The organism is Vibrio comitans, from assembly GCA_024346835.1.
Classification (GTDB): domain Bacteria; phylum Pseudomonadota; class Gammaproteobacteria; order Enterobacterales; family Vibrionaceae; genus Vibrio; species Vibrio comitans.
Genome location: AP024866.1, coordinates 1334508 through 1360486, shown reverse-complemented (window position 1 = coordinate 1360486; position 25979 = coordinate 1334508). Strand labels below are relative to the sequence as shown.

Sequence of the window (25979 nt, the reverse complement as noted above, 5' to 3'; positions counted from 1 at the left end):
GTTTTAGCGGTTTGCTTTCTCAAACTCACCCATAAACTCAACAAGAGCGTTCACGCCTTCTTCTGACATCGCGTTATAGATAGACGCGCGCATACCACCCACCGCTCTATGGCCTTTTAACGCCACCAAACCTTTCGCCTCTGCTTGCTCTAGGAACAATGCATCGAGCTCTGGTTTAGCCAGTTGGAATGGTACATTCATCAATGAACGGTTGTCTGGATGAACGTTGTTTTTGTAGAAATCAGAATCATCTATCGCCTTGTACAATGCAGCCGCTTTATTGCGGTTGCGTTTTTCCATCTCAGCGATACCGCCGATAGACTTTAACCACTTGAACACTAACCCAGACAAATACCAAGCGTAGGTTGGTGGCGTGTTATACATAGATTCTTTTTCATCAAGCAGCTTGTAGCTCAGCGTACTCGGCAAGATATCACTCGCCAAATCAAGCAAATCGTCTCGAACAATTACCAGTGTAATGCCCGCAGGGCCAATGTTCTTCTGCGCGCCTGCATAGATAACGCCAAACTTACTCACATCAATTTGACGAGACAGAATGGTCGATGACATGTCCGCAACAATTGGCTTATCAGTAACAGGAAGATCATTGATCTCAATACCATCAATGGTTTCATTTGGGCAATAGTGAACGTATGCAGCGTCATCATCGATAGGCCAAGATGTTGCAGGCGCTATCGCAGCCTTACCATCACGCTCAGTTTTTGCATCAACAACCTGGACCTCACAATACTTGTTTGCCTCTGCAATAGCACTGTTTGCCCAGTAACCACCATCAACATAACACGCCTTTGTGGACTGGCCGAGAAGGTTCATCGGTACTGCTGAGAATTGAGCGCGCGCACCACCCTGGCAGAACAAAATTTTATAATTGCTTGGCACTTGAAGTAATTCGCGCAAGTCACGCTCAGCAGCTTCCGCGACTGCAATAAACTCTTTACTACGATGGCTAATTTCCATCACTGAGCGGCCCATACCGTTCCAGTCAACAAACTCTTTCTGAGCTAATTCCATCACGGCTTTTGGTAGGCCAGCAGGTCCGGCACTAAAGTTATAAATGGCGTCCATTTCGTTTACTTACTCCAAGTGATTCAATCAATGTTTTCAATGACTATACCCCAGCTTAAAACAAGATTTAAGTCTCATTTTGATATAAAAAAGCCATAGTTGGTATAAAGCACCAAACTATGGCTATTTTTCCTGTAGGTGATTGGTTTTACTGTGCTTGTTGTGGCATTAGCATTGGCAGCAATAACGAGATGACTGGCACTTCTTTTCCGTTAGAGAACAGTATCTTCCCATCCTTCAGTTGCAAGGCCATGCTGTAGCCATTATCGGTTTGCGATGCAACTTCCATAATTAACAATTCATCCAAGTTTTCTTGAATGAAAGGATAAGCCATCACTAAGTCACTAGAAACAAAGGCATTCATATCCCCTTGTAATAGTTCGATAAGCTGTAGGAAGTCTTTAGATGAATTCGCTTCACCTGAAGGCAGATTCATATTCCAATTTGATTCAAAGTGACCTTCATCCACATCGACACTGAACTTATTCAAGGACATGAAGAAGCCCTTAGCAAGCAGTTCATCCACTTTAGGTAGTGCTTTAGCGGTATCTTGCTCTGTCCATACTGGACTATTTTGGTACATCTCAGATAAATCTAAGAACGCAGATTTATCAAAACCACCAGCGGTAAAGCTTAGGCTCAGGTTTTTAGCTTCACCATCGTGATTTTTAAACTCTTGCAGGGTCAGTTGATAATCACCTTGCAGGGTTTGTGCTGTTTCATCTTGGCTCGTTTGGAACTGATAGCTTAAGCCACCCATTTCAACGAGGTTGACTCCTTCATAGTCATTGACCACAAAGCTATCGAGCGACAAGGTTTGCTCGCCCATCCAGAGACCTTGTTCTACCTTACCTTCACCGCTACTTGTTAAACCATCGAAGCGAATCATAGCGCCGCTTTCATAGTCAAACTCTAGAGAAGGCATAGTCAATTGGTACTCAAGCTCCCCCAATACGCTCACCGAACCTTCGATATCCAGCGCACCCAGCAGTGCTGTCATTGGCTCGCTACCACCAATTTGGAATTGCTGCGCTTTCAAATTAGTAGAAAACTCAGTATTGCCATTAAGCTGTGTCTTTGTAAGGAGCTTAAGCTCAGGCATTTGTGCATAGAAAGTCTCGCCGCTTAGGCTCAACATCCCATGATTAATATGGTGTACTAGCTCGTACTGAGTCGGCCAACCATAAGCATTAAGTTGAGCTACTGCTTGTGGGTCTGTAACTGTGACTAGCGTCTTGGCAACTGAGCTAAGATAACCTCTATCGTATTCTTCTAATTCTACCTTGATGTCTTGGTTATCGAAATTTTGAATACCGTCCGTCACTATGGTTTGACCAATGTGACCTACGGCCAAAGGCCAGATACCGATAAGGGCTACTGCGCCGCCTACTGCAGCTATAGATTTTAATTGTCGCATATTCTTATAAATTCTGTGTTTGCACGTCTACTTTCTTTTATACAGATAAAATTGAGATAAATCAGTATTTTCTAGGATATTTTCGCTTTACTGACATAACTTTAACTGGCTCTCATTTGAGTGAGATTAAAATTGTTACAGTGCAATAAAAAGATGGGTTGATTATGACTCAATATTGCGTTCTTTGTATCGAAGACGATCCAAACTCACTATCAATACTTGAGCTTGCTCTCAAACCTTATGAGCGCAAGTTTAGACCGTTGTTCGCGAAAAACGTTCGCGATGCCTACGCATGCCTGGAAGAAATTCGAGTTAAACGTCAAGAACTCTCCATGGTTATCGCGACTGAATCGCTCAATACTAGCGCGTCACAGTTACTTGTTGATCTCGAACCCCACTACCCAAGTTGTCGTAAGATACTGACCTGTGACGCTAACCAATTGGAGAGTGTGATTACAGCAGTGAACGAAGGGCGATTGGATCACTGTTTTACCCACCCATTGCAGCTTGAAAATACCACTCAAATCATTAAAAAAGAGCTCACCGAATTCATCGTCAACCAACCTAAGATAGACTGGTTACCCTATGGCTCGGTGTTAGATAGCCAAAAAATCATCAGAGCGCATATTGATAAGCGCATCCACGCCTACCGCAGCGATTTTATTCGTGATTATCACTCCATAAGTGATGACGAGTTATCGGAAAAGGTATGTAACGCCCTAGAAGCCTTTTTTGCAAAAAGCGACGAATCACGGGCTATTCGCCGATACTCACCCTCTCACCTTTTAACCAAAGAGGGAGAGCCAAATCAATTTCTATGGTTTATCACCAAGGGTGAAGTCGCGTTATACAAGCAAGACGAGCATGGAAAGCGGCGTGAAGTGGTTCGACATGGCAAAGGGGGCATTATCGGCGGCATGTCATTTGTCACCGGAGAAAAATCATTTTCCACTGCTCTCACCCTGAGTAGAACCCATGTAATCAAACTCAGCAAAACAACCTTTACTGAGGTAATGCACTCAAACAGCGCCCTTCTTCCGTTATTCACCAATTTATTATTGCGACACTTCAACCGCCGACTGCAACGCAGCATTCATACTAAATTACAGTTGCAGCATACTTTCGAATCCCTTGAAGCGGCGCAAACTCAGCTGGTTGAAAATGAAAAGATGGTGGTTCTAGGGCAATTAGTTGCGGGCGTTGCCCACGAGCTAAACAATCCTATAGCCGCCATTTTACGCAGCTCCGATACCCTAATTCATGAAATTAGCCAAGATACCGAGGACTTCAACCCAACCAGTAAACTCCTTGGCAAGCAGGTACTTGAACGAGCATTACGCTCTAACCCCATCTCTACCGCACAACTACGACAAAAATCCAAATCTATAGCCAATAAAATGCCAACCAAGCAACAAGCTAAAATGGTGGTGAATATGGGGCTTGAAGAGCACGTAGATACTATCTTAGCGCATCAAGACGTCGATAAAATTCTCAAACAGCTTGATCATTATTACACTGCCGGCACGACTTTACGTTCGATAAATGTCTGCTCACAACGTATCGCCGACATGGTGAAAAGCCTAAAAAGCTATGCACGCTCTGATGAAGAATCAACACAAAAAGTCGATATACACGAAGGCATTGAGGATACGCTGGTCATTTTTGAGAACCGATTAAAAAATATCAGTGTAGAGCGAGACTATCACTTAATCCCTCCAACTTTTTGTCGCCCCATTGCCCTGCAGCAGGTATGGACAAACCTAATATCCAACGCCCTAGACGCTATGGATAACAATGGAAAGCTCAGTATTCACACGACATTAGTCGCAGATGAACAACAGATAGAGATCGTATTTCAAGATAACGGCATAGGAATTGAACCCGAACAGCTCGAGCGCATTTTCGAGCTTAACTTTACCACCAAAAAACAGGGCGACTTTGGTCTAGGCATAGGGTTATCCGTGTGCCAGCAAATTGTCCACCAGCACCAAGGAACTATCTCCGCAGTATCTACCGTCGGAGAAGGGACGCAGATGATTGTTCGTCTGCCGTTTATACCGCAATCAATGTGAACCAATGAGGGAATGAATGAACAAGCTATTAATTTTATGTGTCGACGATGAGAGAGACGTCTTAGAAAGTGTGGTTCGTGACCTTAAATCCTTTGCAGAGTTTTGTGAAATTGAAGCTGCCGAATCTGTCTCCGAGGCGCGTGAAGTCATTGCTGAGTATCAAGTAGAAAACACCCCTTTAGCGATGATCTTGTGCGACCACATTATGCCAGAAGAAACTGGAGTCGATTACCTTATTGAGCTGCATCAGAATATTTCTACGAAGGCGGCTAAAAAACTGTTACTCACGGGACAGGCCGACCTCAATGATACCGTCAATGCGGTCAACCACCACTGCTTAGATTTCTACATTGCTAAACCTTGGAAAAAAGAGGAACTCGTTAACATCGTCACGGAGCACCTAACCCGTTACGTTATAGAGACCCAAGAAGAGCCAATGCAATGGGCTCGCTTCTTAGATACCGCTAAAATATTGCAGGCCGTTTCGGAAAAACGCACTCAATTCGGCGAATAAACGTGCGAAAGCGCTAGCTTTGTGAAAATTGACAGAAATTTAGCGGATATAAGCCTCTGTTTTAGTGGAGGTAATAGTCTTGTTCTATTAATATGGTCAGCATTATAAAAGGCCATTCATTCACTCGGTGCATGAAGAATAAGGGCATAAACCCCCTTTGAGCCAAGGACTAACAATTTCCACTAAGTAGGTTATCAAAAATTATGCGTAAATTAGCCTGTGCTGCACTTGCTGTAGCCGCGACTTTTTCTGGCGCCACCTTTGCAAACAGCCCAGCAGTCATGAGCAACTTCAATTACGATTACTTTGAAGCTCGCATCGGCATGGCACCTCTAACCTTCGGTGCGGGATTTAGCAAAGCTATTCACCCTAACGCGCACTTTGTAGCAACTATCGACTCTGAGTTTGAAAGTGATTACAACCTTCGCACAGGTCTAGGATTCCACGCTCCAGTGACAAACTGGGCAGATATCACAGGCCAAATGCTGCTTCGTGTTGTTGACAACGACAAGTTCGACAACGATCTTGGTATGGAAGTGAACCTTGGCTGGCGCCAATGGTTAGGTCCACAATTTGAGCTAGGCGGTAACGTAGGTTACGTCACTATCGACAGCAATGACGACTGGATTGGTAGCGTTTATGGTCGTTTCCACGCAACTGAGCTTTTCTCTCTTGGCCTAGAAGGCAAGATCAACGACTTCTACGGTGATCAGTTCATGCTGACGACACGCTTTGTGTTCTAAAGCCCCAATATAAAAAATGGCTACCTTAGGGTAGCCATTTTTTATAAGTATATTTAACCAGTGATTAGAAGTCGTGAGATTTAAACTGATTAGTCAGTGGATCATATTGATAACCCACACCACTTAGCTTATCTGCCAAGCTACCTGCATCAATTTCGTACATACTGGCTAATTCTTCAATGCTGTCGCACTCTAAACGCAGCTTCTCGTTAACGATACTCAGCAGGATGTTACTGTCCCAGCGTTTGATGTTACTTAAATCCATGTGTCACCTCTTAGACGTACTGCCCCTTAAACCACCTCTTACAAGATTAGTTGCAAACCGAGCGTTTGACAGTGATCAATGGCAAAATTTCATCAAAACAGAGGAAGGAGTAAATAACTGCCGCTAATTCCCAATGCGCTTGCTACGAGAACTTGATACTGATTCACAGTAGATGAGCGAAATAGGTGCCAGCTCCATACAAGGATTGCTGTTAGTAGTAACGGGAAGGCAAAGCTAATCTGGGATATGACGAGATCGCTATTCTCACCCCAAGCCCAATGAGCCTGAATCAACACTGATAATACGAGCAACATTGCCGAAGCAATGCCGGCAACAGGTAATAATGTATGGAATGCTTGAAGGCGAGTCTTTGCTCTGATCATAAGAAGGTGCCCCAGGGCCGCACCTAAGAATATCAACTCACCGATTGCGATACTTAAAGAGCCCACAACAAACCTAGGTTCACTGTTCACAATGGATAATATCCAGAATAAGCATGCTGACACGCCCGCCAGCATCAATAGAAATAGCGGACCACTGTCTCGTGTTTTACCTGTTTTGGTTTGTACCGAAAAGTACACAAGTAGCGCAGCAGGAACAATAAACGCTGGCATAGCGCCACCACAAATAAAGAATAAACAGGCAATAATAGGCAGTTGTTTGTGCAGTCGACCTCTTTGACCTGGGCAAATCTCACCCTTAGTTAAGGCCAAAATCAAAATCGCTAATGCACCAATCGCCATAGGCAAGAAAAGTTGTATCGATAGCTGAGCGTAAGTGTCCATAGTGTCATCAATCAAAAACAGTGAGGGCAAATAGTGTAACCTCCCCTTGCGTGATTACAATCCCGTGCCAACATTAAAATAGAACGCACTGTCCTCTTCACTAAAGCCAAAGTCCATTCCCATATGAACGCCATAGCGCCTAGCAATTAAGTAACGAAAGCCTGTGCCGTACGCCCACTTCATATCGTCGAACATAGCCGATGCACCTTCATTAGAGCGGCCGACACCACTATTACCGCCGACACCACCAAACAGTGACATACTCCATCTTGGAGTAAACTGCCACATCACCTGTGTTTGATAAGAACTGGTGTAATTACCTTGATAGCGGTTCACTGGAATACCCCTAAGGGATATATCAGGATAAGCCAGTGGCGGTAACGTCGTCTCATCCGTTGTCAGCGAGTTGTATTCAACCGCAAAAGCCAGAGTCCAATTCGTCGCAATAGGCACATACGCAGTACTCGAGGCTAAGAAAGTTTCGTAGTCATTGTCACTGCCTATACCTTCTCTATACCATAGATACTCGGCAACAAAATCCCACCCTGCTGTCGGATAAAAGAAGCTATTTTTGGCGTCATATTCAAGGTTAAACCCCAAGCCTGAAGAGCGTGTCTCAGCAAGCGTAAAACTATCGGAGCCAATCCCAGTGTTATTCTTAAGTCTTACCTCGCTATCGGCATAGAACTGTTGCACACCCAAAAACAATTTAGTGTCAGCTATTCTAAACTGCAGTTTTTGCATTCCGCCAAAACCCTCAGTTTCAAGCTCAACTCCCACATCTTGCAACGGCCCTCCACTATTAGAGAAGGGATAAAATTCCATGATCGCTGTACCAAAGCCTACTCCGCCCATGTAACGAATAGAGTCTTGTTTCCATACGCGTCTGTGCCCTAACAGTGCAAACCAAGTACCGTTCTCTGTAGCTGCGCCACCGGCAACAGTGACCGCAGGAGGAATAAGCTGCGCGCCACCATCAATCGACTCCATTGCGAGCTTACGACGCTTTTCTTTTTGTTCTTCGGTTTCATGCAAGAACATACCTATTACGCCCAAACCATAACCTACCGCAGGCTCGGTTATAATTACGGGAATTGGCAGAAATCCGTAGGCGTTTTCAGCAAGATATTCGCCCATATCAAACATGCCATCGACAGGGTCAGTGAAACTGACTGCATGAGCCGTATTGAAAACAGAGCCAGTGAGAGCCAATAGACAGGAGAAGTGGCGAATAGGCTTACTCATAAAAGGGACTCTTATATATATGAAATTAAAGGACTATTTACTGAGTATATATAAAATTCTGGCTTCTGCTAGCTAACCTTAACACTAATCGCTATAATGCACCGCTTGCTCAAAAGAGGTCAAAAAATGCACAACACTATTACTCCAATCCACCAATATAAAAAATATTGGGCTGAGTGTTTCGGAACCGCACCATTCTTGCCAACCAGTCGCAAAGAAATGGACGCTCTAGGATGGGACAGTTGTGACATTATTATTGTCACTGGTGATGCGTATGTAGACCACCCAAGCTTTGGTATGGCTATCATTGGGCGACTTTTAGAAGCTCAAGGCTTCCGCGTTGGTATCATTGCGCAGCCGCGATGGAACAACAAAGACGATTTCATGAAGCTTGGTAAACCAAATCTATTTTTTGGCATTACCGCCGGCAACATGGACTCAATGATCAACCGCTACACAGCGGATAGAAAATTACGCCACGATGATGCCTACACTCCGAACAACGAAGGTGGTAAACGTCCTGATCGCGCGACCTTAGTGTATTCTCAGCGCTGTCGCGAGGCCTTCAAGGGAACACCGATTGTTCTTGGCGGTATCGAGGCGAGTCTTCGTCGCATCGCGCACTACGACTACTGGTCAGATAAAGTGCGCCGCTCGGTGATCTTTGATGCAAAGGCTGACTTACTTCTGTTTGGTAATGCTGAACGTGCTCTTATAGAGGTCGCTCATCGTCTTGCTGATGGTGAAGACATTGCGCAGATGACCAACATTCGCGGCACTGCGGTAAACCTAGCAGAAGCTCCAGAGCAATTTAAGATCATTGATTCGTCACGCATTGAAAAACCCGGCAAAGCCTTCGTACCGACTAACCCTTACGAAGTTGAAACCAACTGCAGTGATAAAACCTCAGAGCAAACCGAAGTTAAAGCAGAGCCCGTAGTAGTGCGCCCTAGTCGCCATGACTCTGAAACAACGGCTATTCGCATACCTGCGTATGAAAAACTGCATAACGACAGAATCCTATATGCCCACGCAAGTCGCGTGATGCATTTAGAAACTAACCCTCACTCAGGCCGAGCGCTTATTCAGCGTCATGGTGATCGTGAGCTTTGGGTAAACCAACCTCCTATCCCTCTAACAACAGAAGAGATGGACTACGTATTTGGTTTGCCGTTTGCACGTGTACCCCACCCTATGTACGGCAAGGCTAAGATCCCAGCCTATGACATGATCAAAACCTCGGTCAACATCATGCGCGGTTGTTTTGGCGGGTGTTCATTCTGCTCTATCACAGAGCATGAAGGGCGTATTATTCAAAATCGCTCTCAAGAATCGATCATCAACGAATTAGAAGAGATCAGAGACAAGGTTCCTGGATTTACTGGCACAATTTCTGATCTTGGTGGCCCAACGGCTAACATGTACCGACTTGGCTGTAGCATTCCAAAGGCTGAAGCAACTTGTCGTCGCCCATCTTGTGTATTCCCAGGCATCTGTAACAAGCTCAACACAGACCACAAGCACACCATTGATCTATACCGCGCTGCCCGTAAGGTGCAAGGTGTGAAAAAAGTAATGATTGCCTCTGGTGTTCGTTACGATTTGGCGATTGAGTCTCCAGAATATGTGAAAGAGTTGGTAACTCACCACGTCGGTGGATACCTTAAGATTGCTCCAGAGCATACAGAGAAAGGGCCTCTGGATAAAATGATGAAGCCGGGCATGGGGACCTATAACCGTTTCAAAGAAATGTTTGAGAAATACAGTAAAGAAGCGGGTAAAAAGCAGTACCTGATCCCTTACTTCATCTCTGCCCACCCGGGCACAGAAGACGAAGATATGGTGAATCTTGCGCTGTGGCTAAAATCAAACAGCTACGAGTGTGATCAGGTTCAGAACTTTTATCCTTCACCTATGTGTAACGCGACAGCGATGTACTACTCAGAGACCAACCCTCTGAAGCGCGTTAAATATAAAAAGCGTGAAGATGTCCCTGTTGCGAAAGGTGAGCGTCAGCGCCGCCTACACAAAGCATTGCTTCGCTATCACGATCCAGCTAACTGGCCAATGATCCGTGAAGCTCTGATCAGCATGGGTAAAAAACACCTAATTGGTGACAAGCCAAACTGCCTTGTTCCAGAAGAAGATTTAGACAAGCAAACGCCGGCACAGCGCCGTAAGTCTGGGCGCCACGGAGCACACCGTTTTGCCACCAAGCATACCGACAGCCAGCCTGACATTCGCAAGCCAAACCAAAGAGGCAAAGCGAAACCAGGACAAGGCCGTAATGGCAATGCTACTCAAGGTAATGCAGGCCAAGGACGTAATAGCCAAAGCAACAGTACCAAAGGAAATAATGCCCAAGGTAAAACGGGTGCGAACAACAAAGGTGGTCAGCAAAACCGCCCACATGCAGGTAAACCAAAGGCAGGCAAGAAGCCAAGTCGTCAGAGGTAAGATACCCAGTTTAGAGGTGTTAGTCGGTGGTATCTCTAGCGCCTGTGCAATACTTAGTAATGATATACCTAAGGTACTGGATGAATTCTGCGAATTCTCCAGTATGACGACTTGGGCATGGTGTGGTGACACTATTGAGATTTGCCGAGATTGTCTCTCTGTAATCGATTCAGAATCTTAGCTTAAACCGTATCTTAAACCTCGCACCTCGGCCAAGCAAAACGTCATCCTGAATTCAATTCAGGACCTTAGAAAGCACCCAAGCCAAAATAAATGCTCCACACACAAAAACAAGGCCATAAGGCCTTGTTTTTCGTTTCTACGACTCTCGATTCGCTTTACCCTCTAGGTTCAAACCTGTGCAAGAACGCAGGTAAGATTAGCAAGCTAAAGCAAAGTATTGCGCTGAGCGCTATGGTCAGCAAAAACCCAATAGAATACATCCCTTGATGTTCAGCTAAGGTCAAAGCACCAAAGGTAGCAATGGTGGTTAGACAGCTAATCAAAGTTGCTTTAGGGGTTGAAGATGAGAAGAAACGGGTAATGGTTTGCTCATGTCTAAATCGCTTCACTATATGAATACCATTATCCACACCAAGACCGAAAATTAGCGGTATCACAATAATGTTGGCCATATTCAACGACTGACCAAACCAATGGGCTATAGCAAGTGTCGTGGTTGTCGTTAGCAGTAATGGAATAAAGATAAACAAGATATCCAACTTGTAACGAACGCTAAAGAGCAAGATAAGGGTGATGCTGACAATCGATATCGCTATTGCGGTATAAAACGCCTTAACAATGATTTGTCCTACTTGCTGCTCTGCAACGGCGCGACCAGTAGCTAAAGGGGCTACACGCTGCACAGTCTCTATAAATGCATTCACCTGCGCTACATCTCGCATATCGCCCGATGGCGTCACAGAGACCAGCCACTGACCATCACTAGCAATATATTTATTGGCAATTTCAGATGGCAGCATGTCAACGTTAGGATCCTCTATGGTTGTCCCAGCAGTGGCTAATTCCTGCATTAGAGGCTGAATCTTGGCGGTTAAATGCTGCTGCAAAGTGGTTTCGTCGAATCTTGTATCTGACGCACCTTGCAAGTTAAGTAACTGCTGGTGCTTTTTCGCAAACTCTGACCACGTCATCATTGTCGGGCGTTTTGCTTCTGGCGTCGCCGACTCTTTTAATTCATTCACTCGCTGCGAAAAATCTTGTGGCAAAAATGAGTTCGCACTAATGGTAGCGGCGACTTCAGGGCTATCTTGTAGCTGACTCTCCCATTTCTGTGCTTGCTGACGATCCTTAGCAACCGCAAATAGCTGGTAGCTAGAACCCAGTTTATTGTCTTGTAGCCATTGCAAGGCTTCTACCGACTCAGAGTTTTTGTTCTTTAACACTAAGGTCGAGAAATCAAACTGAAACTGCATTGCTCCATACCCAGTCACCACCGCGCCAACTAAAGTCATCAAGATGATCTTTCTGTGCTGAGCAACAATAAACTCGCTGAGTTTCAACGCCACTTTCGAACGTTTAGCATTGCTTCTCTTGACCTTTGGATAACCGAAGAACTGGAAAAAAAGCGGAATGACTAAGAAGGTGGCAACAAGGCCTAAAATCATACCTGCCGCTGAAATGACTCCAAGCTCACCTAGCCCGTTGTAGGCCGTCGGATAAAAGCTCAGAAAACCAATTGCTGATGATAAGGCACATAGCCCTAATGGCGAGATGCAGTGCTGAACCGAGAGCGCCAAGCTTTCACTATTGTCGTGCCCCTTTAATCTTTGCTCATACACATGTAGGCTAAGGTGAACCGCAAAATCCACACCTAAGCCGATGAAAATCACCATAAAGACAATGGAGATGGTATTGAATGACCCCACCAGCAATAAGCCCGCGGCAAAGGTCCAGACTAAACCAACGATTACCGCAAGATAGCTTGCAACAATAATCCTTAACGAGCGAATACCGATTGCGAGAATAAGGATTAAACTCACTAGTGATACTGTTCCGGCAAGCGCAACGCTATCGTTCGCATCCTGAATTTCATCATAATCTAATGCGGTTTGGCCAGTCACTCGCACCATCACATCCGCAGGCATGCCTACACTGGAGATCACTTCACGAACCGTATTCATAATGAGTTTATTTGGTTCAGTTTCAGCATAATCAGGCACTGCGCTTAAGCTAATCACATAGCCATTGGGCACAGACACATCTGCAAATAGCAACGCCTGCCAATCAACGTCTTGGTCTTGCAGCGCTTCTAAAAGCGGTTGCATCAATGTGTTAATTTCATCCGCAGAGCGCTCGGGGTCAGACAGTTGTTTGTCCAACGCACCAAGGTAAGGCTGCAAGTTATTCATCTGAGTCGAGACCATAACATCCGGCAATAACAGTGCAACCTTGTCTCTAAGAGACTGGTACTCTTTCTCGGTTAAAAAGCCAATAGCGTATTGTTCGAACCACTGTAAAGTCGACGGCGCGAATACATCAGCAAACAGCTGACGTTCTTTGAACGCCATGGTCAATTTCTCTGTCGCTATCTTGGCTTGCTCACCGTCCTTTGATGAAACCGCGATGATAATGTTTCCAGAATCAGGAAATACCGCTTCTACCGCGTCAAGATTGTCACGCCATTCCCCTTTTTGTTCGACAAGGTCACTTAGATCCGCATTCATTGAAAAGTGAGTCGACCCATAATAGGCAGCAGCCATCGTAACCATCACAAGCAGTAATAGAAAGGTCTTAGGGAAACGAATAATAGTGTCAGTGAAACGTTGCACAGTAGGTGCCTCAGCAAAGCGACGGTGGAGAAAAGTAGGCAAATTATTGAACAAGAGACTGCTTTAAGCAATCGATACAGCGACTTATAGGCTATTCATCGCTCAGACGGTCACATAATCGTCATTTTTCCACGACACAATAAGCTTTTGGACCAAAGATTGTTCGGTTAGTCATTGAAAAGCCTCAAACGATATCAATATGAACGCTACGCTGTGCTTTGCCGGCTAGCTTATCCTCGTGTATTCAAACAAACTACCTTTGGTTTCGATCCCAACGGGCAGCGTATTATTCGTAACACCCAAGGTAATATCATGATACGGGTACTTTGGAGTGTGAAGCGTGAGGAAGTGGTTCTGGTTATCAAGGGCTCACACAGTGTTAAAGACTGGCTGCTAAACCTTGGCTTCTGGCATAAGAGCTGCAAACAATTTGGCCTCAATTATTCAATTCATGCTGGTTTTCACTACCTTCTTGCTCAAGAGAGCCCTCCCTCACATAGGGATGATAAGCTTGGACTATCCGTATTTGAGCGCGTCTTAGCCATCATAGAGCCACACCTTAAGCTCGGACGTCGTCTTGTGATCACCGGTCACTCCTCCGGTGGTGCCATTGGATGTGTCATTGGTGATTATGTTGAACATCATTACCCCAAAGCGATCAAACGCATCGTTACCTTTGGTCAGCCTGCGGTGGGTTGTTGGCGCTTTAAAAAGCATTACCGACTGCCTCATAAAACTTATCGAGTCTGCTGCGATCTCGACATAGTGACCTTTATGCCCTTAATACCTCTCGCTTATTGGCATGTAGGCAAGCTTCTGTGGCTGTATAACGGGCGCATCTATGAAAATACGCCCACCTTTATTCGTCTCGGGCGTTCTCTAATAAGTTGGCTAATTCGACCATTCTCTTATCACTTAATGAGCAAATACATCCGCAACAAGGATTTCTTTGACGAGCATTAGATCGCTCGAACCGACATCTACGTAATAACACTCATCAGCGAACGGTGGGTGAAATCAGGATGAATGATAAAAAACGCGGGTTAATATGGATTGATAAAGATTGCCGAGTCGGTGACAACAATCTACTCATAAGAGCTAATCATGAAGTAGACGAACTAATTTGTGTGTATTTGCCCTACTATAAACTTACAAATTGTGAAGAAAATAGCCCTCACTTTTCCAAGTCTGATCACCTTATAAAGTTTGAACAAGAATCCTTAAATAATCTGGCAGAGTCTCTCGGTCAATATGATCACAAGCTGTATACACCGAAAGACTTCGCTCATCTGTGTCAGATAATCGAGGTGCTTCAAGTAACAACGCTATACCGAGCGTTTCACCCTGGCATGTATGAACAAGACGCAATCAAAGTCCTTACTCAAATATTTCCACGACTCAATATTTGTGATGCGTACACGGGTTCTTTATTTCACCAAAGTCAGCTCCCATTCACCAAAGAAAACTTACCTAATACATTCACCCAATTTAGAAAGCGCGTTGAAAAGCTCACTATTGTCGAGCCTCTTACCCAGCCTGAAACATTGCCTGCCCCCATTGCATTGGAATGCAATCACGTAGAAATCTCGCTCCCTGAGCCTACAAACTATGGCAACTTTATCGGTGGTGAGAATGCTGGTCAAAATCATCTTTTCGAATACTTTTCGTCCCAACGACCACACAGTTACAAGCTAGTCAGAAACCGATTAGACGGATGGGAGAACTCCACTAAATTCTCCCCTTGGCTTGCTTCTGGGAATTTGTCGGCCAGGCAAATTTGGCACAGCGTGATTCAGTTTGAGCGAGAGCACGGCTCTAACGAATCAAGTTACTGGATAAAATTCGAGTTACTTTGGAGAGAGTTTTTCCATTGGTATAGCGCTTGGCATCAGGAAAAACTGTTTCACTCAGGAGGAATAAGCAAAACTCCTCAATTATGGGATGACGACACAAACACGTTAAACGCGTGGATTAACGGAGAAACTGGCTTTGATATCGTTGATGCCTGCATGAGACAGTTGAAATACACCGGATTTATGTCAAATAGAGGCCGGCAACTAGTCGCTAGCTGTCTGATACACGAGCTCGGTTTGGATTGGAGACTTGGAGCTTTACACTTTGAGCACAACCTCATTGATTATGACGTTGGTTCAAACTGGGGAAACTGGCAGTACATTGCTGGCGTGGGTGCTGACGCAAAACCTGTCAGGCGCTTTGATCTAGAGAAACAAACACAGATATACGACCCCTCTAGAGCATTCATCAATCGTTGGCTAGATAAAGAGTGGCAAAAATGCGGATAATGATTGTAGGAGCAGGGGGTGGTATTGGTTCTGCCCTCCTAGAAAAGTGCATGGAGGCGTACCCTTTTGCCAGATTCGAGGCGACGTATTTGAGTGCAAAGCCAGAGTTTGAGGCCGAGCGAGTGTCGTGGCATCGTCTTGACGTGACTGACGAGAACCAAATTGAGGAGCTTAGCCATCAGTTTTCTCAGATAGACTGGATAATCAATTGCGTTGGATTACTGCATTGCCAACACCATGGTCCAGAAAAAAGCATTAAACAGGTCGATGCTGACTTCTTCATCGAAAACTTTCGCCGCAATACCCTGCCCACATTACTTCTCGCCAAACACTTTCAAGACAAGCTTGTGTCTTGCAATCACGCTGAAGTGGCAAAATTTGTGACTCTGTCTGCCAGAGTGGGCAGTATCGAAGATAACCGACTAGGTGGATGGTACAGCTATCGCGCTTCAAAAAGCGCTCTCAATATGGCCCTTAAGAATCTGAATAACGAATGGCAGCGCGGTCATAAACCCATTGCAGTGTTAGCACTTCACCCCGGCACAACCAACACCCCCCTTTCCGAACCGTTTCAGAGGAATTTGCCCGAAGGGCAATTAATGACCCCAATGCAAACCGCGCAGTTCCTGCTAGAGCAAATAGATTCACTAGATGAAAATTGTTCTGGAATGTTTAAGGATTATGCGGGAGAGACAATTCCGTGGTAAGGAGGAGCCGGACTAAAAGTTAAAGCCCAACAAACGCTTGCGAACTATTACTCAGTACGTCATCCTATATTGAAATATAAGAATGGATTCATAAGCGCCCTCTTTAACACCGGTTTAAGGGGGTGGACATAAGGATATGTAATGAGACACAAGATGAGACAAGGCTTTACCCTCATCGAACTGATTGTGGTACTTGTTGTTATTGGTGTTCTTGCGGTTGTCGCAGCACCAAGGTTTTTCAACCTACAGTCAGATGCTCGCATAGCAACATTAGATGGAATCGATAGCGCATTGGATTCTGCGATAACGCAAGTTCAGTCGAAGGCTTATATAGAAGGGCTGACAGCAGAGCCAACCATACCTAATAATCAGGACGACTACATCATCGATTTTGGCTTTGGCTCAGTTGAAATCGACTGGGGAACACTTTGTCCAGAGAGCCGCGGAGAGTCCGGTGATGATCTTACGGTTATTGATTTTCTAACCCTTGATACCAGTATTGACGTTACCTACGAGATAGGAAATAGACACACCGTTATTGGCTTTGATTATCCATTTCAAGAAAGCGACCTAAACAGCAGAAATTATTCTGATGCCGACCTCCCCAATGGCTGCTACGTCATCTACGACTCGTTCGGCGGTCGTGAAGGAAACAATAGAAGTTGCCCTGCAGAAGGGTGCACCTGCACAGTGAGAGTTGTTGATACTGATTGTTGATGGGTTTGTGCGGTCTAAGTTTACAGGGTAAGTATTTAACTACTTGGTCGCCAATTGCTCAAGCGTCATTCTGGCAGTCTTTTAGCCAGAATCTTAGGTATTGCCAAAGCTAGGCACTGTGCGCTCTAAGATCCTAGATATTTGCTAAGCAAATTCTAGGATGACGAACGACCCTACCTCCGTCATTCCGGCAGTCTCCTAGCCGGAATCTTAGATACTGCCAAAGCTTGGCAATGTACGACCTAAGTTCCTAGATATTTGCTGAGCAAATTCTAGGATGACACTCTACCTATTACCCGTCCGTCATTCTGGCAGTCTTTTAGCCAGAATCTTAGAAAGTGCCAAAATCGAATATTGTGCACACCAAGTTCCTAGATATTTGCTCGGCAAATCCTAGGATGGCAAGATGTCCAATACGCCTCAATCCGAGCTGTCATTCTTGTTCTTATTCCTGCGACACCGCTCTGAGCAATACAGCACTTCATCCCAACAGCGCTCCCATTTTTTGCGCCAAACGAACGGTAGGCCGCAGGTGCGGCATACCTTAGAGGGAAGTTCTCGCTTATTGACGCGCTTACTCACAGCTTTTTAATATAAAGATCTTTAGAATAAATACGCCCTTCAGCATTGTGCTTAGGCACACCACCTACATTAGGCCGAACTAAGCGAGCTTGCATGAAGTAATAGATTGGGGCGATAGGCATATCTGCGGCAAGGATGGATTCAGCTTGGTCGTATAGTGCGCTGCGTTTTGCTTCATCTGTTTCGGTTTGTGCTTTATCAAGCACCGCATCGTATTCAGGGTTCTTGTAGAAGGCAAAGTTTCTGTCGTTTTCTGACGTGAACAAGCTTAAAAAGGTGGAGGCTTCATTATAGTCTCCGCACCACGATGCTCTTAGTACATCAAACTCTCCAGCCTTACGAGAATCAAGGTAAGACTTCCACTCCTGATTCTCTAGGGTAACATTCACGCCTAATGTCTTATGCCACATAGAAGCAATGCCAACTGCGATACTCTTGTGGCTCTCCGAGGTGTTGTATAAAAGGTTAAGGGTGAGTGGGTTTGACTCATCAAAGCCCGCCTCTTTCATCAGCGATTTTGCTTTCTCGTCACGCTGTTTTTGAGTGAGGCTCGCATAATCTGGCTTTGAAGCGCTAAAGCCCGCTACATCTTTATGAGCGAAGGTGTAAGCAGGGATATGCCCACTATTGGTGATGCCTGTAGTGACCACATCACGCATTATGCTGTAGGACAATGCCTCTCTAACCTTAGGGTCTTTAAGTGCTTGTCGCTCAGTATTAAATGCATAGTAATAAGTACACAGTAGAGGCGATACTTGGTATGCCTGCGGAAGTTCTTCGGCAAGTTTACTCGCCATTTGCGCTGGCACATCAGAGGTAATATCTACCTCTCCGCTACGGTAACGATTGTAAGCCGCCATTTGACTTTCAAACGGAATATAAGTGACTTTGTCTAATCGTGTATCCTGATTATCCCAGTAGTTAGGGTTACGCTTGAGAGTGATTTTTTCATTAACCACCCACTCATCTAAGGTAAATGCGCCATTTGATACCAAGTTGCCCGGCCTCGCCCATGAATTAGGGTTTGCCTCCACACTCGCTTTGTGAATTGGCATCATTACTGTATGGCCAGTCATCGCCAAAAAATACGGTACAGGCTTAGTAAGAGTGATCTTGAGCGTGTGCTCATTCAGCGCTTTCACGCCAAGACTTTCGGGAGACTTCTTACCTTCAATAATATCTTCCGCATTGAGCATCTCTGTTAGTTTCAGATACCAAGCATTTGGTGATGCCGTATTTGGGTCTACGGCCTTGCGAAGACTGTAGACAAAATCATTGGCCGTGACAGGGTCACCATTGGACCACTTTGCGTCCTTTCGAAGATAGAAAGTAAATTCCTGGTTATTTACATTGTCCCAACGCTCAGCCGCTCCTGGAATGACATTCCCATCAGCATCTTGGATAACCAGACCCTCAAAAAGGTCACGGACTACGTGCATCTCTGGCAGTCCTTCGGCTTTTATTGGGTTTAGGGTGGCAACCTCGGCATCATTGGCACGCACTAACTCTTGGTCAGCTGCGAGCACAACGTTTTCAGGCAATGGATTTGCCAACACTTGAGTTGAAAATTGAGTTGCGACGAGTACTGCGGTCGCAAGCAGGCTGAGTGAAGGCAGGGTCATAACATATCCTTATCGACGAAAAATCTACCGAGACTTCAATTGTTACATAACTGTTTGATATTTCGATACGAATTATTCAGTTGATATCACACAAATTAAACTCGGTGACCATTTCCCTTTAAGAACAGATCGACACAACTTTCAATGTAAGCGGCGCGCTCTTCAAGTGTTTCACCACTGTCCTCTCCCAAGTTAGCCCAATACACAGCTTTACCATGGAATAATAGTAGCAGCTGCATTGCCCCCTCTTCTGCTGTTCCTTGAAGAGACAACTCGCCTAAATCGATTTTTCTAGACAAATAATCACTCAATACTCGATTAGTGGTTTTAGGTCCGGACTCAAGATAAAGCGATGCAAGATCTGGGTGCAGTTCAAGTTGGCTAATGGCATTGCGGTAGGTTTGTTGCACCCCTTCATCTAAAAGCATATTTTGAAAACGAATACCAAATTCCAGCAACACTTCCCTCAACGGCGCGTCGGTATTAAACGCATTTTCATCAATACGATTACTCACACACTTAGATTGTATGCAGGTTTCAAACAACAAATCTTTAGTTTTGAAATGCGCATACACCGTTTGCTTTGAGACATTCGCAGCCTTAGATATCGCATCCATGCTTACCCCATAGCCATGCTCTGCAAACAATTTTCCTGCTGCTTTAAGAATTTGCTCTCTTTTACGTTCGCTTCTGCTAATCATGGCCCCTCTCAAGCACTTAACATTTTTTACAAATATAACTCAATCAAACTGGACAGTCTAGTTTGATTGAGTTTTAATATACTCATAAACATTACTCCCAGGACGTCAGTCATGCTGTACACATCAAAAATCAAAGTCGTTTCACTGTTGGCATTATCTGTAGCGATAAGCGGCTGTTTTGATTCAAGAGCTCAACAAGAACAGGTTGAACAAACCGTCTCTGTCCAAACCTATGCTCTAGAGCAAAGCAAGCAATATCAAGTGAAGCGTGAGTATGTCGGCACCGTTCAGGCAGGGCAAAAAGCGCGTCTTGGGTTCGAATTTGCAGGAAAGGTATCTAGCATATTGGTCGATATGGGAGACAAGGTAGATAAAGGCACTCCCCTTATCACTCTTGATACACAGTTACTCGAGACTGAAGCTAAGCAGCTAAGAGCGCAGCGAAACGAGATACGAGCACAATTAAAACTAGTCGATGCCAATCTCAAGCGACAACAGTCGCTCAAATCAAAGGGCTTCAGTGCCGAGGCTGAAATTGACGCCCTCAACAGCCAAAAAGGAGTACTGCAAGCTAATACCGTCAGGCTCGACGCTGTTATTCAAGCCAATAGCCTGAAACAAACCAAGTCAACTATCAAAGCTCCTTATTCCGGTACAGTCAGCAGGCGCCATGTTTCTCTCGGTGATGTTGTCGATGCAGGCTCACCAACACTGACTCTGCTGTCAGACAATGACAAGGAAGCCTTTATCGGTATCCCAACCATACAGTTAGCTAAAGTCAGTCAAATATCTGACCCGAAGATTCGCATAGGTAAGAATCAATACGACGCCAAGCTTATCAACCCTGGAGGGACTGTCGATCTCAACTCTCGCAGCATAGGACTACGTTACCTACTGCCTGACAGCGCACCAATTCTAGATGGACAACTTGCTTATCTTACTTACACAGAAAGTATCCCTGAAGCAGGCTTCTGGATCCCGAATACTGCGCTAACTGATGGGATTCGAGGCGTATGGAATGTATTTGTCCTAACGGAAAACAATGTTATCGAGCGACGAAGCATTCAGGTGCTATTTGCTGATAATGAGCAAGCTTACGTAGCGGGCGCAATCTCTGAAGGTGAGCGAATTGTTGAAAATGGACTGCACCGTGTTGTACCCGGCCAAGTCGTTTCACCAAAGCAGGGCTAAGGATAGAATATGAAACTTATAAATATCATATCCAACACCCGCTTATTAGTGTTGATGACAGCTTTTTTATTGGTCAGCGGTTTTTCAGCATTGAATACCTTGCCAAGAGCTGAAGATCCAATTATCAGTAACCGCTTTGCCAATGTAACCACTAGTTTCCCTGGTGCCAGCGCTGAGCGAGTTGAAGCTTTGGTGACGGAAGTTGTTGAGAACAAACTGCGCGAGCTCAGTGAAGTAAAACTGCTTTCGTCTACCTCCCGCCCCGGCGTTTCTATCATCACCATTGAGCTCAATGATGATATCACCAAGCCCGATGCTATATGGTCAAAGGCTCGCGACAAACTCTCTGACGTCACTCCTTTTCTTCCAGACGGCACTTTAGCGCCAGAGCTTGATAGCGACCACACCTATGCGTTTACTCTAATCGCTTCCCTCACTTGGCAAGGTAAAGGAGAAAGCGACCTACTGACTTTAGGTCGATATGCAAAAGAGTTGGCTTCACGTTTACGCTCCCTCTCTGGTACAGAGTTCGTCGACGAATACGGCATGCCACAAGAAGAAGTACTGGTAAGCCTTGATACCAACAGCGTGGTCGCCATGGGCGGCTCTAGTGCCAGTATTGCTGATAGTCTTGATGGGGCCGATGCCAAAAACTCTGCAGGCGAATTGGTGAACGGTAATTCACGCTTTGGTCTAGAGATAGCGTCCGACCTCGACTCTCTCGAACGCATCAGGCAAGTGCCGATCTCTATTGACGTTCAAGGGCATATGGTGCGTCTTGGAGATATTGCAACGGTCGAGCGCACGCAAAAGACTCCTGCCGATGAAATTGCCGTTATAGATGGAGCGCCCGGTGTCATTGTCGCCGCACGCATGCAATCTCACCTGCGGGTGGACAAATGGACGCCTCGTGCAGAAGCGCTGATTGAGCAGTATCAGGCAGAGCTACCCAGCAACATTAAGGTTAACATCCTTTTCAATCAGCAAGGATACACAGAATCGCGACTCTCGGAGTTAAGCGGCAGTTTACTACTCGGCTTTAGCATTATCTTGGTCGTGCTGCTCCTGACCCTTGGCTTTAGGGCCGCGATCATGGTCGCAATCGCACTCCCTCTTACTTCGATGCTGACATTGGTATTAATGAAAATCACAGGGATCCCAATCAACCAAATGTCAGTAACCGGGCTGATTGTGGCACTGGGCATAATGGTCGATAACGCTGTGGTCATGGTGGATACCATTCAGACATACAGGTTGCAAGGCAAGGCAAAGCTCGAATCAGCGCTTAAGGCTATCGAACACCTTTGGGTGCCTTTGTTAGGCTCAACCCTAACCACGGTATTAGCCTTCGCTCCTATATTTTTAATGCCGGGGGCAAGTGGTGAGTTCGTCGGCGCTATCGCGATCACGGTATCCTTCTCTCTAGTGGGTTCATATCTTATTTCTCACACCATCATTGCAGGTTTCGCCGCTCAGATATTACCTAGCCACACATCATCCAATCGCTGGTATCAAACAGGTGTGCATTTTCCTGCGTTAACTCGCGCCTTTTCAAAAACAGTGGCGTTTGCTATCAACCGACCGTTAATCGCTATAGCCTTAGTTATTACCGTTCCCATTGGTGGCTATCTCAGTATGTCGCAATTAACTGAGCAGTTCTTCCCGCCATCCGATAGGGATATGTTCGAGGTGCAAGTGTATCTGTCTCCTCAAGCCAGCATCTACGCCACCGAGGAAGCAACAAAAAAAGTCGACGCCATCATCCGTGAATATGAAGGTGTCGAGCAAGTCAATTGGCTACTAGGGGCTAACTTCCCTTCTTTTTATTACAACCTGCAAGCCTCGCAAAGCAAAGCACCCTACTTTGGTCAAGCTATGGTGAAGATGGATACTTTCCAATCGGCGAACGATGCGATTCCAAAGTTGCAACGTCAACTCAGCCAGAGCATACCCAACGCTCAGATATTGGTGCGTAAGCTAGAGCAAGGTCCTCCATTCAAAGCGCCTATTGAGCTGAGAATTTACGGTGAGAATCTAGATAGACTGAAAATGATTGGTGAAGATATCAGGTTAATTCTTGCCAACACCAAGCATGTGACACACACCAGAGAAACACTGCAGCCAGGCACGCCCAAGGTATGGCTCGATGTGGACGAAGACACTGCCAAGCTCAATAACCTAGCACTCAGTGATTTTGCCGATCTATTACAAGCGACCTTAGTGGGTAGAGAAAGCGGCAGCATCATCGAGGCAAGCGAATCGATCCCTGTGCGGGTGCGTGTCGGTGACTCAGATAGAGAGAATATTACTCACTTGAGTAATTTACGACTGCCTGTTGTCTCGGAGATGTACACCACCGGAATCAGTATCTCAACCATTGCTGAGCTCAAGCTCACGCCAAGCCGAGGCGCAATCCCGCGACGAGATGGTCAGCGAGTGAATACCATTGAAGGCTATCTAGAATCTGGGGTGCTGCCGCAAACCGTGCTCAATGATTTTCAAAAATCGCTACAAAGCTATTCACTACCCACTGGGTACCGTATGGAGTTTGGCGGTGAATCAGCAGAGCGCGACGAATCCGTTAACAGTTTGGTTGCCAACCTGTCGATGGTGATTACCTTGATGATCTTAGTGGTGGTGATTTCCTTTAACTCATTTAGATTGAGTGGAATTATCTTCGCCGTTGCAGGCCTAGCGGCAGGTCTTGGAATATTGTCGGTATTCCTGTTTGACTATCCGTTTGGCTTTACCGTTATCATCGCCATGCTAGGGATCGTAGGCTTGGCAATCAACGCCGCGATTGTCATATTAGCGGAGCTTAAAGCAAGCCCTGAGGCGAGCGCAGGTGACAAAGACGCGATACTGACGGCAGTGATGAGTTGTACTAGGCATATCACCTCAACCACCATTACTACAGTAGGCGGCTTTACCCCTCTCATTATTGGAGGCGGCGGCTTCTGGCCCCCATTTGCGGTCGCAATCGCTGGAGGCACAACATTAACAACACTTATCTCATTCTACTTTGTGCCAGCAATGTTCAAGCTGATGGTGAAAAAGCCTAAAGCGGAGGTGGTAACGTCGCACTAAGCTAAAGAGCCCGATATACAATGTGATCTGCTGCGAACCGTCATCCTGATGAAAATCAGGATCTTAGAGCGCACTAAGGTACTGGATAAACACTGAGTGTTTTCCAGTATGACGGTAAGCGCACATAACGACCTCATAGCTTTTCATTTAACACTCGACTAGTAGCATATGCACCTATCACTCTGCGAACCACAACCTACTTTTTATCCCGCCTCACCTCTGAAATGTTACAATTAAATCTATATTGTTAATCAATATCGCTACAGAAAGCTAAAAAACCACCAATGCAAACGATTATCCACTAGACATTAAGATTTATCGTTTTATGCTATGGACTGCTTACCTTTAATTACAATTACTCAAATGAGGTCAGCAAGCCCAAAAGCGTTTAAGCCAGCGTCTTATAATTTATAAAAACCCTGGGAGCGGCTTTCTCATCCCAGATATATGGATATATTATGAAAAACACATTCATCGCCCGTATGGCCAAGGGTAACCTTGTCATGCAAATCTTAGTCGGTATCGTTGCCGGCGCTCTACTTGCCGTTGCTTCTCCTTCTGCCGCCACCAGCGCAGGACTATTAGGTAGTCTGTTTGTTGGTGCTCTTAAGGCCGTTGCTCCTATTTTGGTATTTATCTTGGTAGCAGCATCGATTGCCAACCAAAAGAAAAACCAACACACCTACATGCGTCCGATCGTCATTCTGTATTTAATTGGTACCTTTTTAGCTGCGATCACCGCTGTACTACTTAGCTTTGCTTTCCCAACGACGCTAACTCTAGTGGACAGCGCAACAGGTGCGACGCCTCCTCAAGGAATTGCAGAGGTTCTACACACGCTTCTGTTTAAAATCGTAGATAACCCAGTACATGCTCTAATGGATGCTAACTACATTGGTATTCTTGCTTGGGGTATTGGTCTTGGCCTTGCACTTCACCATGCTTCGGACACTACCAAAGCAGTATTTGAAGACCTTAGCCACGGCGTATCGCAAATTGTTCGCTTTATTATCCGTCTAGCACCATTTGGTATCTTCGGTTTGGTTGCTGCAACGTTTGCAACTACGGGTTTCAGCGCACTTCTTGGCTATGCAAATCTGCTGTTTGTTCTGCTAAGTGCAATGGCAATTATTGCGCTAGTGGTTAACCCAATCATTGTTTGGGTTAAAACGAAGCAAAACCCTTACCCACTAGTGCTTCAGTGTCTACGTGAGAGTGGTGTTACCGCTTTCTTCACTCGTTCAAGTGCGGCAAACATTCCTGTAAACATGGCGCTGTGTGAAAAGCTAAAACTAGACGAAGATACTTACTCAGTATCAATCCCTCTAGGTGCAACCATCAACATGGGTGGCGCGGCAATCACTATCACAGTATTAACGCTTGCAGCCGTGCATACACTAGGCATTCAAGTAGACATCCTGTCAGCTATCCTGCTTAGCCTTATCGCTGCAGTTTCTGCATGTGGTGCATCAGGCGTTGCTGGCGGTTCACTACTACTTATTCCTCTAGCATGTAGCCTGTTTGGTATTCCAAACGAAGTTGCAATGCAGGTAGTAGCGGTAGGCTTCATCATCGGCGTAATCCAGGATTCTGCTGAAACAGCCCTAAACAGCTCAACAGACGTAGTATTCACTGCAGCGGTTTGTCGCGCAGAGCACGCTAAAGAGCAAGCTTAATCAATCACAGCTTATGC

20 protein-coding genes are annotated in these 25979 nt (G+C 45.5%); 11 read left to right on the top strand and 9 right to left on the bottom strand.

The genetic code is table 11. The annotated features are described in order from the left end of the window. Positions 1-3 precede the first annotated feature (3 nt). Together serC and OCU46_RS06190 are read right to left on the bottom strand one after the other, a co-directional pair. Positions 4-1086: a 3-phosphoserine/phosphohydroxythreonine transaminase gene (gene serC / locus OCU46_RS06195; protein WP_141270111.1), complete on the bottom strand. Its 1083-nt coding sequence runs from the start codon at positions 1084-1086 to the stop codon at positions 4-6. A gap of 148 nt (positions 1087-1234) precedes the next feature. Next, positions 1235-2503 carry a DUF945 family protein gene (locus OCU46_RS06190; RefSeq protein WP_141270109.1) on the bottom strand — a complete coding sequence of 423 codons (1269 nt, stop codon included), beginning with the start codon at positions 2501-2503 and terminating at the stop codon, positions 1235-1237. 164 nt (positions 2504-2667) lie between these two features. Between OCU46_RS06190 and OCU46_RS06185 the strand changes: the two genes are divergently transcribed. From OCU46_RS06185 to OCU46_RS06175, 3 genes are all read left to right on the top strand, one after another. Continuing rightward, complete coding sequence (locus tag OCU46_RS06185; protein ID WP_141270107.1) at positions 2668-4575, top strand: ATP-binding protein; 1908 nt, start codon at positions 2668-2670, stop codon at positions 4573-4575. 16 nt (positions 4576-4591) lie between these two features. Beyond that, entirely contained in the window at positions 4592-5089 is a 498-nt protein-coding gene (locus OCU46_RS06180) for a response regulator (RefSeq protein ID WP_141270105.1), read from the top strand. Positions 5090-5292: 203 nt separating this feature from the next. Then, on the top strand, positions 5293-5832 hold the full coding sequence (locus OCU46_RS06175; protein WP_141270103.1) for a hypothetical protein: 540 nt from the start codon (positions 5293-5295) through the stop codon (positions 5830-5832). Between the two features lie 64 nt (positions 5833-5896). On the opposite strand, the gene OCU46_RS06170 is transcribed toward OCU46_RS06175, so the two are convergent. The 3 genes from OCU46_RS06170 to OCU46_RS06160 all read right to left on the bottom strand — a co-directional run bounded on the left by OCU46_RS06170 (position 5897) and on the right by OCU46_RS06160 (position 8127). Next, a complete protein-coding gene (locus OCU46_RS06170) occupies positions 5897-6097 on the bottom strand; it encodes a DUF4250 domain-containing protein (protein ID WP_141270101.1) in 201 nt (66 codons plus the stop codon). 92 nt (positions 6098-6189) lie between these two features. Then, complete coding sequence (locus OCU46_RS06165; RefSeq protein ID WP_141270099.1) at positions 6190-6882, bottom strand: hypothetical protein; 693 nt, start codon at positions 6880-6882, stop codon at positions 6190-6192. 54 nt (positions 6883-6936) lie between these two features. Further along, complete coding sequence (locus tag OCU46_RS06160) at positions 6937-8127, bottom strand: BamA/TamA family outer membrane protein (protein ID WP_141270097.1); 1191 nt, start codon at positions 8125-8127, stop codon at positions 6937-6939. A 126-nt stretch (positions 8128-8253) separates the two neighbouring features. On the opposite strand from OCU46_RS06160, the gene OCU46_RS06155 reads away from it, so the two are divergent. Next, the gene (locus tag OCU46_RS06155) at positions 8254-10584 is read left to right on the top strand and encodes a YgiQ family radical SAM protein (protein WP_141270095.1); all 2331 of its coding nucleotides are present in this window, start codon (positions 8254-8256) and stop codon (positions 10582-10584) included. 338 nt (positions 10585-10922) lie between these two features. Here OCU46_RS06155 and OCU46_RS06150 read toward each other — a convergent pair whose 3' ends face one another. Continuing rightward, a complete protein-coding gene (locus tag OCU46_RS06150) occupies positions 10923-13376 on the bottom strand; it encodes an MMPL family transporter (RefSeq protein WP_244311354.1) in 2454 nt (817 codons plus the stop codon). Between the two features lie 174 nt (positions 13377-13550). On the opposite strand from OCU46_RS06150, the gene OCU46_RS06145 reads away from it, so the two are divergent. The 4 genes from OCU46_RS06145 (at position 13551) to OCU46_RS06130 (ending at position 17103) form a co-directional block, all read left to right on the top strand. Then, positions 13551-14339, top strand: a complete 789-nt coding sequence (locus OCU46_RS06145) for a lipase family protein (protein WP_167495346.1) — start codon at positions 13551-13553, stop codon at positions 14337-14339. Positions 14340-14398: 59 nt separating this feature from the next. Continuing rightward, the gene (locus OCU46_RS06140) at positions 14399-15679 is read left to right on the top strand and encodes a DASH family cryptochrome (protein WP_141270092.1); all 1281 of its coding nucleotides are present in this window, start codon (positions 14399-14401) and stop codon (positions 15677-15679) included. Next, a complete protein-coding gene (locus tag OCU46_RS06135) occupies positions 15670-16386 on the top strand; it encodes an SDR family NAD(P)-dependent oxidoreductase (protein WP_141270090.1) in 717 nt (238 codons plus the stop codon). Before OCU46_RS06140 ends, OCU46_RS06135 begins: the two co-directional genes overlap by 10 nt. A gap of 141 nt (positions 16387-16527) precedes the next feature. Beyond that, the gene (locus OCU46_RS06130; RefSeq protein WP_141270088.1) at positions 16528-17103 is read left to right on the top strand and encodes a prepilin-type N-terminal cleavage/methylation domain-containing protein; all 576 of its coding nucleotides are present in this window, start codon (positions 16528-16530) and stop codon (positions 17101-17103) included. Between the two features lie 420 nt (positions 17104-17523). On the opposite strand, the gene OCU46_RS06125 is transcribed toward OCU46_RS06130, so the two are convergent. The 3 genes from OCU46_RS06125 to OCU46_RS06115 all read right to left on the bottom strand — a co-directional run bounded on the left by OCU46_RS06125 (position 17524) and on the right by OCU46_RS06115 (position 20008). Further along, the gene (locus OCU46_RS06125; protein WP_141270086.1) at positions 17524-17685 is read right to left on the bottom strand and encodes a DUF2256 domain-containing protein; all 162 of its coding nucleotides are present in this window, start codon (positions 17683-17685) and stop codon (positions 17524-17526) included. After that, positions 17682-19307 (bottom strand): peptide ABC transporter substrate-binding protein, encoded by a 1626-nt coding sequence (locus OCU46_RS06120; RefSeq protein ID WP_141270084.1) that lies wholly within the window; start codon positions 19305-19307, stop codon positions 17682-17684. Before OCU46_RS06120 ends, OCU46_RS06125 begins: the two co-directional genes overlap by 4 nt. Before the next feature lie 95 nt (positions 19308-19402). Next, positions 19403-20008, bottom strand: a complete 606-nt coding sequence (locus OCU46_RS06115; RefSeq protein WP_141270082.1) for a TetR/AcrR family transcriptional regulator — start codon at positions 20006-20008, stop codon at positions 19403-19405. Between the two features lie 111 nt (positions 20009-20119). Between OCU46_RS06115 and OCU46_RS06110 the strand changes: the two genes are divergently transcribed. The 3 genes from OCU46_RS06110 to sstT all read left to right on the top strand — a co-directional run bounded on the left by OCU46_RS06110 (position 20120) and on the right by sstT (position 25962). After that, positions 20120-21199 (top strand): efflux RND transporter periplasmic adaptor subunit, encoded by a 1080-nt coding sequence (locus OCU46_RS06110; RefSeq protein WP_141270080.1) that lies wholly within the window; start codon positions 20120-20122, stop codon positions 21197-21199. Positions 21200-21208: 9 nt separating this feature from the next. After that, positions 21209-24286: an efflux RND transporter permease subunit gene (locus OCU46_RS06105; RefSeq protein WP_141270078.1), complete on the top strand. Its 3078-nt coding sequence runs from the start codon at positions 21209-21211 to the stop codon at positions 24284-24286. Between the two features lie 458 nt (positions 24287-24744). Then, on the top strand, positions 24745-25962 hold the full coding sequence (gene sstT, locus OCU46_RS06100; protein ID WP_141270076.1) for a serine/threonine transporter SstT: 1218 nt from the start codon (positions 24745-24747) through the stop codon (positions 25960-25962). The last annotated feature ends 17 nt before the right edge of the window (positions 25963-25979 follow it).

Coding starts and splice junctions, on each gene's coding strand:
- serC (WP_141270111.1), bottom strand. CDS start 1,086: ATGGACGCCATTTATAACTTTAGTGCCGGACCTGCTGGCCTACCAAAA.
- OCU46_RS06190 (WP_141270109.1), bottom strand. CDS start 2,503: ATGCGACAATTAAAATCTATAGCTGCAGTAGGCGGCGCAGTAGCCCTT.
- OCU46_RS06185 (WP_141270107.1), top strand. CDS start 2,668: ATGACTCAATATTGCGTTCTTTGTATCGAAGACGATCCAAACTCACTA.
- OCU46_RS06180 (WP_141270105.1), top strand. CDS start 4,592: ATGAACAAGCTATTAATTTTATGTGTCGACGATGAGAGAGACGTCTTA.
- OCU46_RS06175 (WP_141270103.1), top strand. CDS start 5,293: ATGCGTAAATTAGCCTGTGCTGCACTTGCTGTAGCCGCGACTTTTTCT.
- OCU46_RS06170 (WP_141270101.1), bottom strand. CDS start 6,097: ATGGATTTAAGTAACATCAAACGCTGGGACAGTAACATCCTGCTGAGT.
- OCU46_RS06165 (WP_141270099.1), bottom strand. CDS start 6,882: ATGGACACTTACGCTCAGCTATCGATACAACTTTTCTTGCCTATGGCG.
- OCU46_RS06160 (WP_141270097.1), bottom strand. CDS start 8,127: ATGAGTAAGCCTATTCGCCACTTCTCCTGTCTATTGGCTCTCACTGGC.
- OCU46_RS06155 (WP_141270095.1), top strand. CDS start 8,254: ATGCACAACACTATTACTCCAATCCACCAATATAAAAAATATTGGGCT.
- OCU46_RS06140 (WP_141270092.1), top strand. CDS start 14,399: ATGAATGATAAAAAACGCGGGTTAATATGGATTGATAAAGATTGCCGA.
- OCU46_RS06135 (WP_141270090.1), top strand. CDS start 15,670: ATGCGGATAATGATTGTAGGAGCAGGGGGTGGTATTGGTTCTGCCCTC.
- OCU46_RS06130 (WP_141270088.1), top strand. CDS start 16,528: ATGAGACACAAGATGAGACAAGGCTTTACCCTCATCGAACTGATTGTG.
- OCU46_RS06120 (WP_141270084.1), bottom strand. CDS start 19,307: ATGACCCTGCCTTCACTCAGCCTGCTTGCGACCGCAGTACTCGTCGCA.
- OCU46_RS06115 (WP_141270082.1), bottom strand. CDS start 20,008: ATGATTAGCAGAAGCGAACGTAAAAGAGAGCAAATTCTTAAAGCAGCA.
- OCU46_RS06110 (WP_141270080.1), top strand. CDS start 20,120: ATGCTGTACACATCAAAAATCAAAGTCGTTTCACTGTTGGCATTATCT.
- OCU46_RS06105 (WP_141270078.1), top strand. CDS start 21,209: ATGAAACTTATAAATATCATATCCAACACCCGCTTATTAGTGTTGATG.
- sstT (WP_141270076.1), top strand. CDS start 24,745: ATGAAAAACACATTCATCGCCCGTATGGCCAAGGGTAACCTTGTCATG.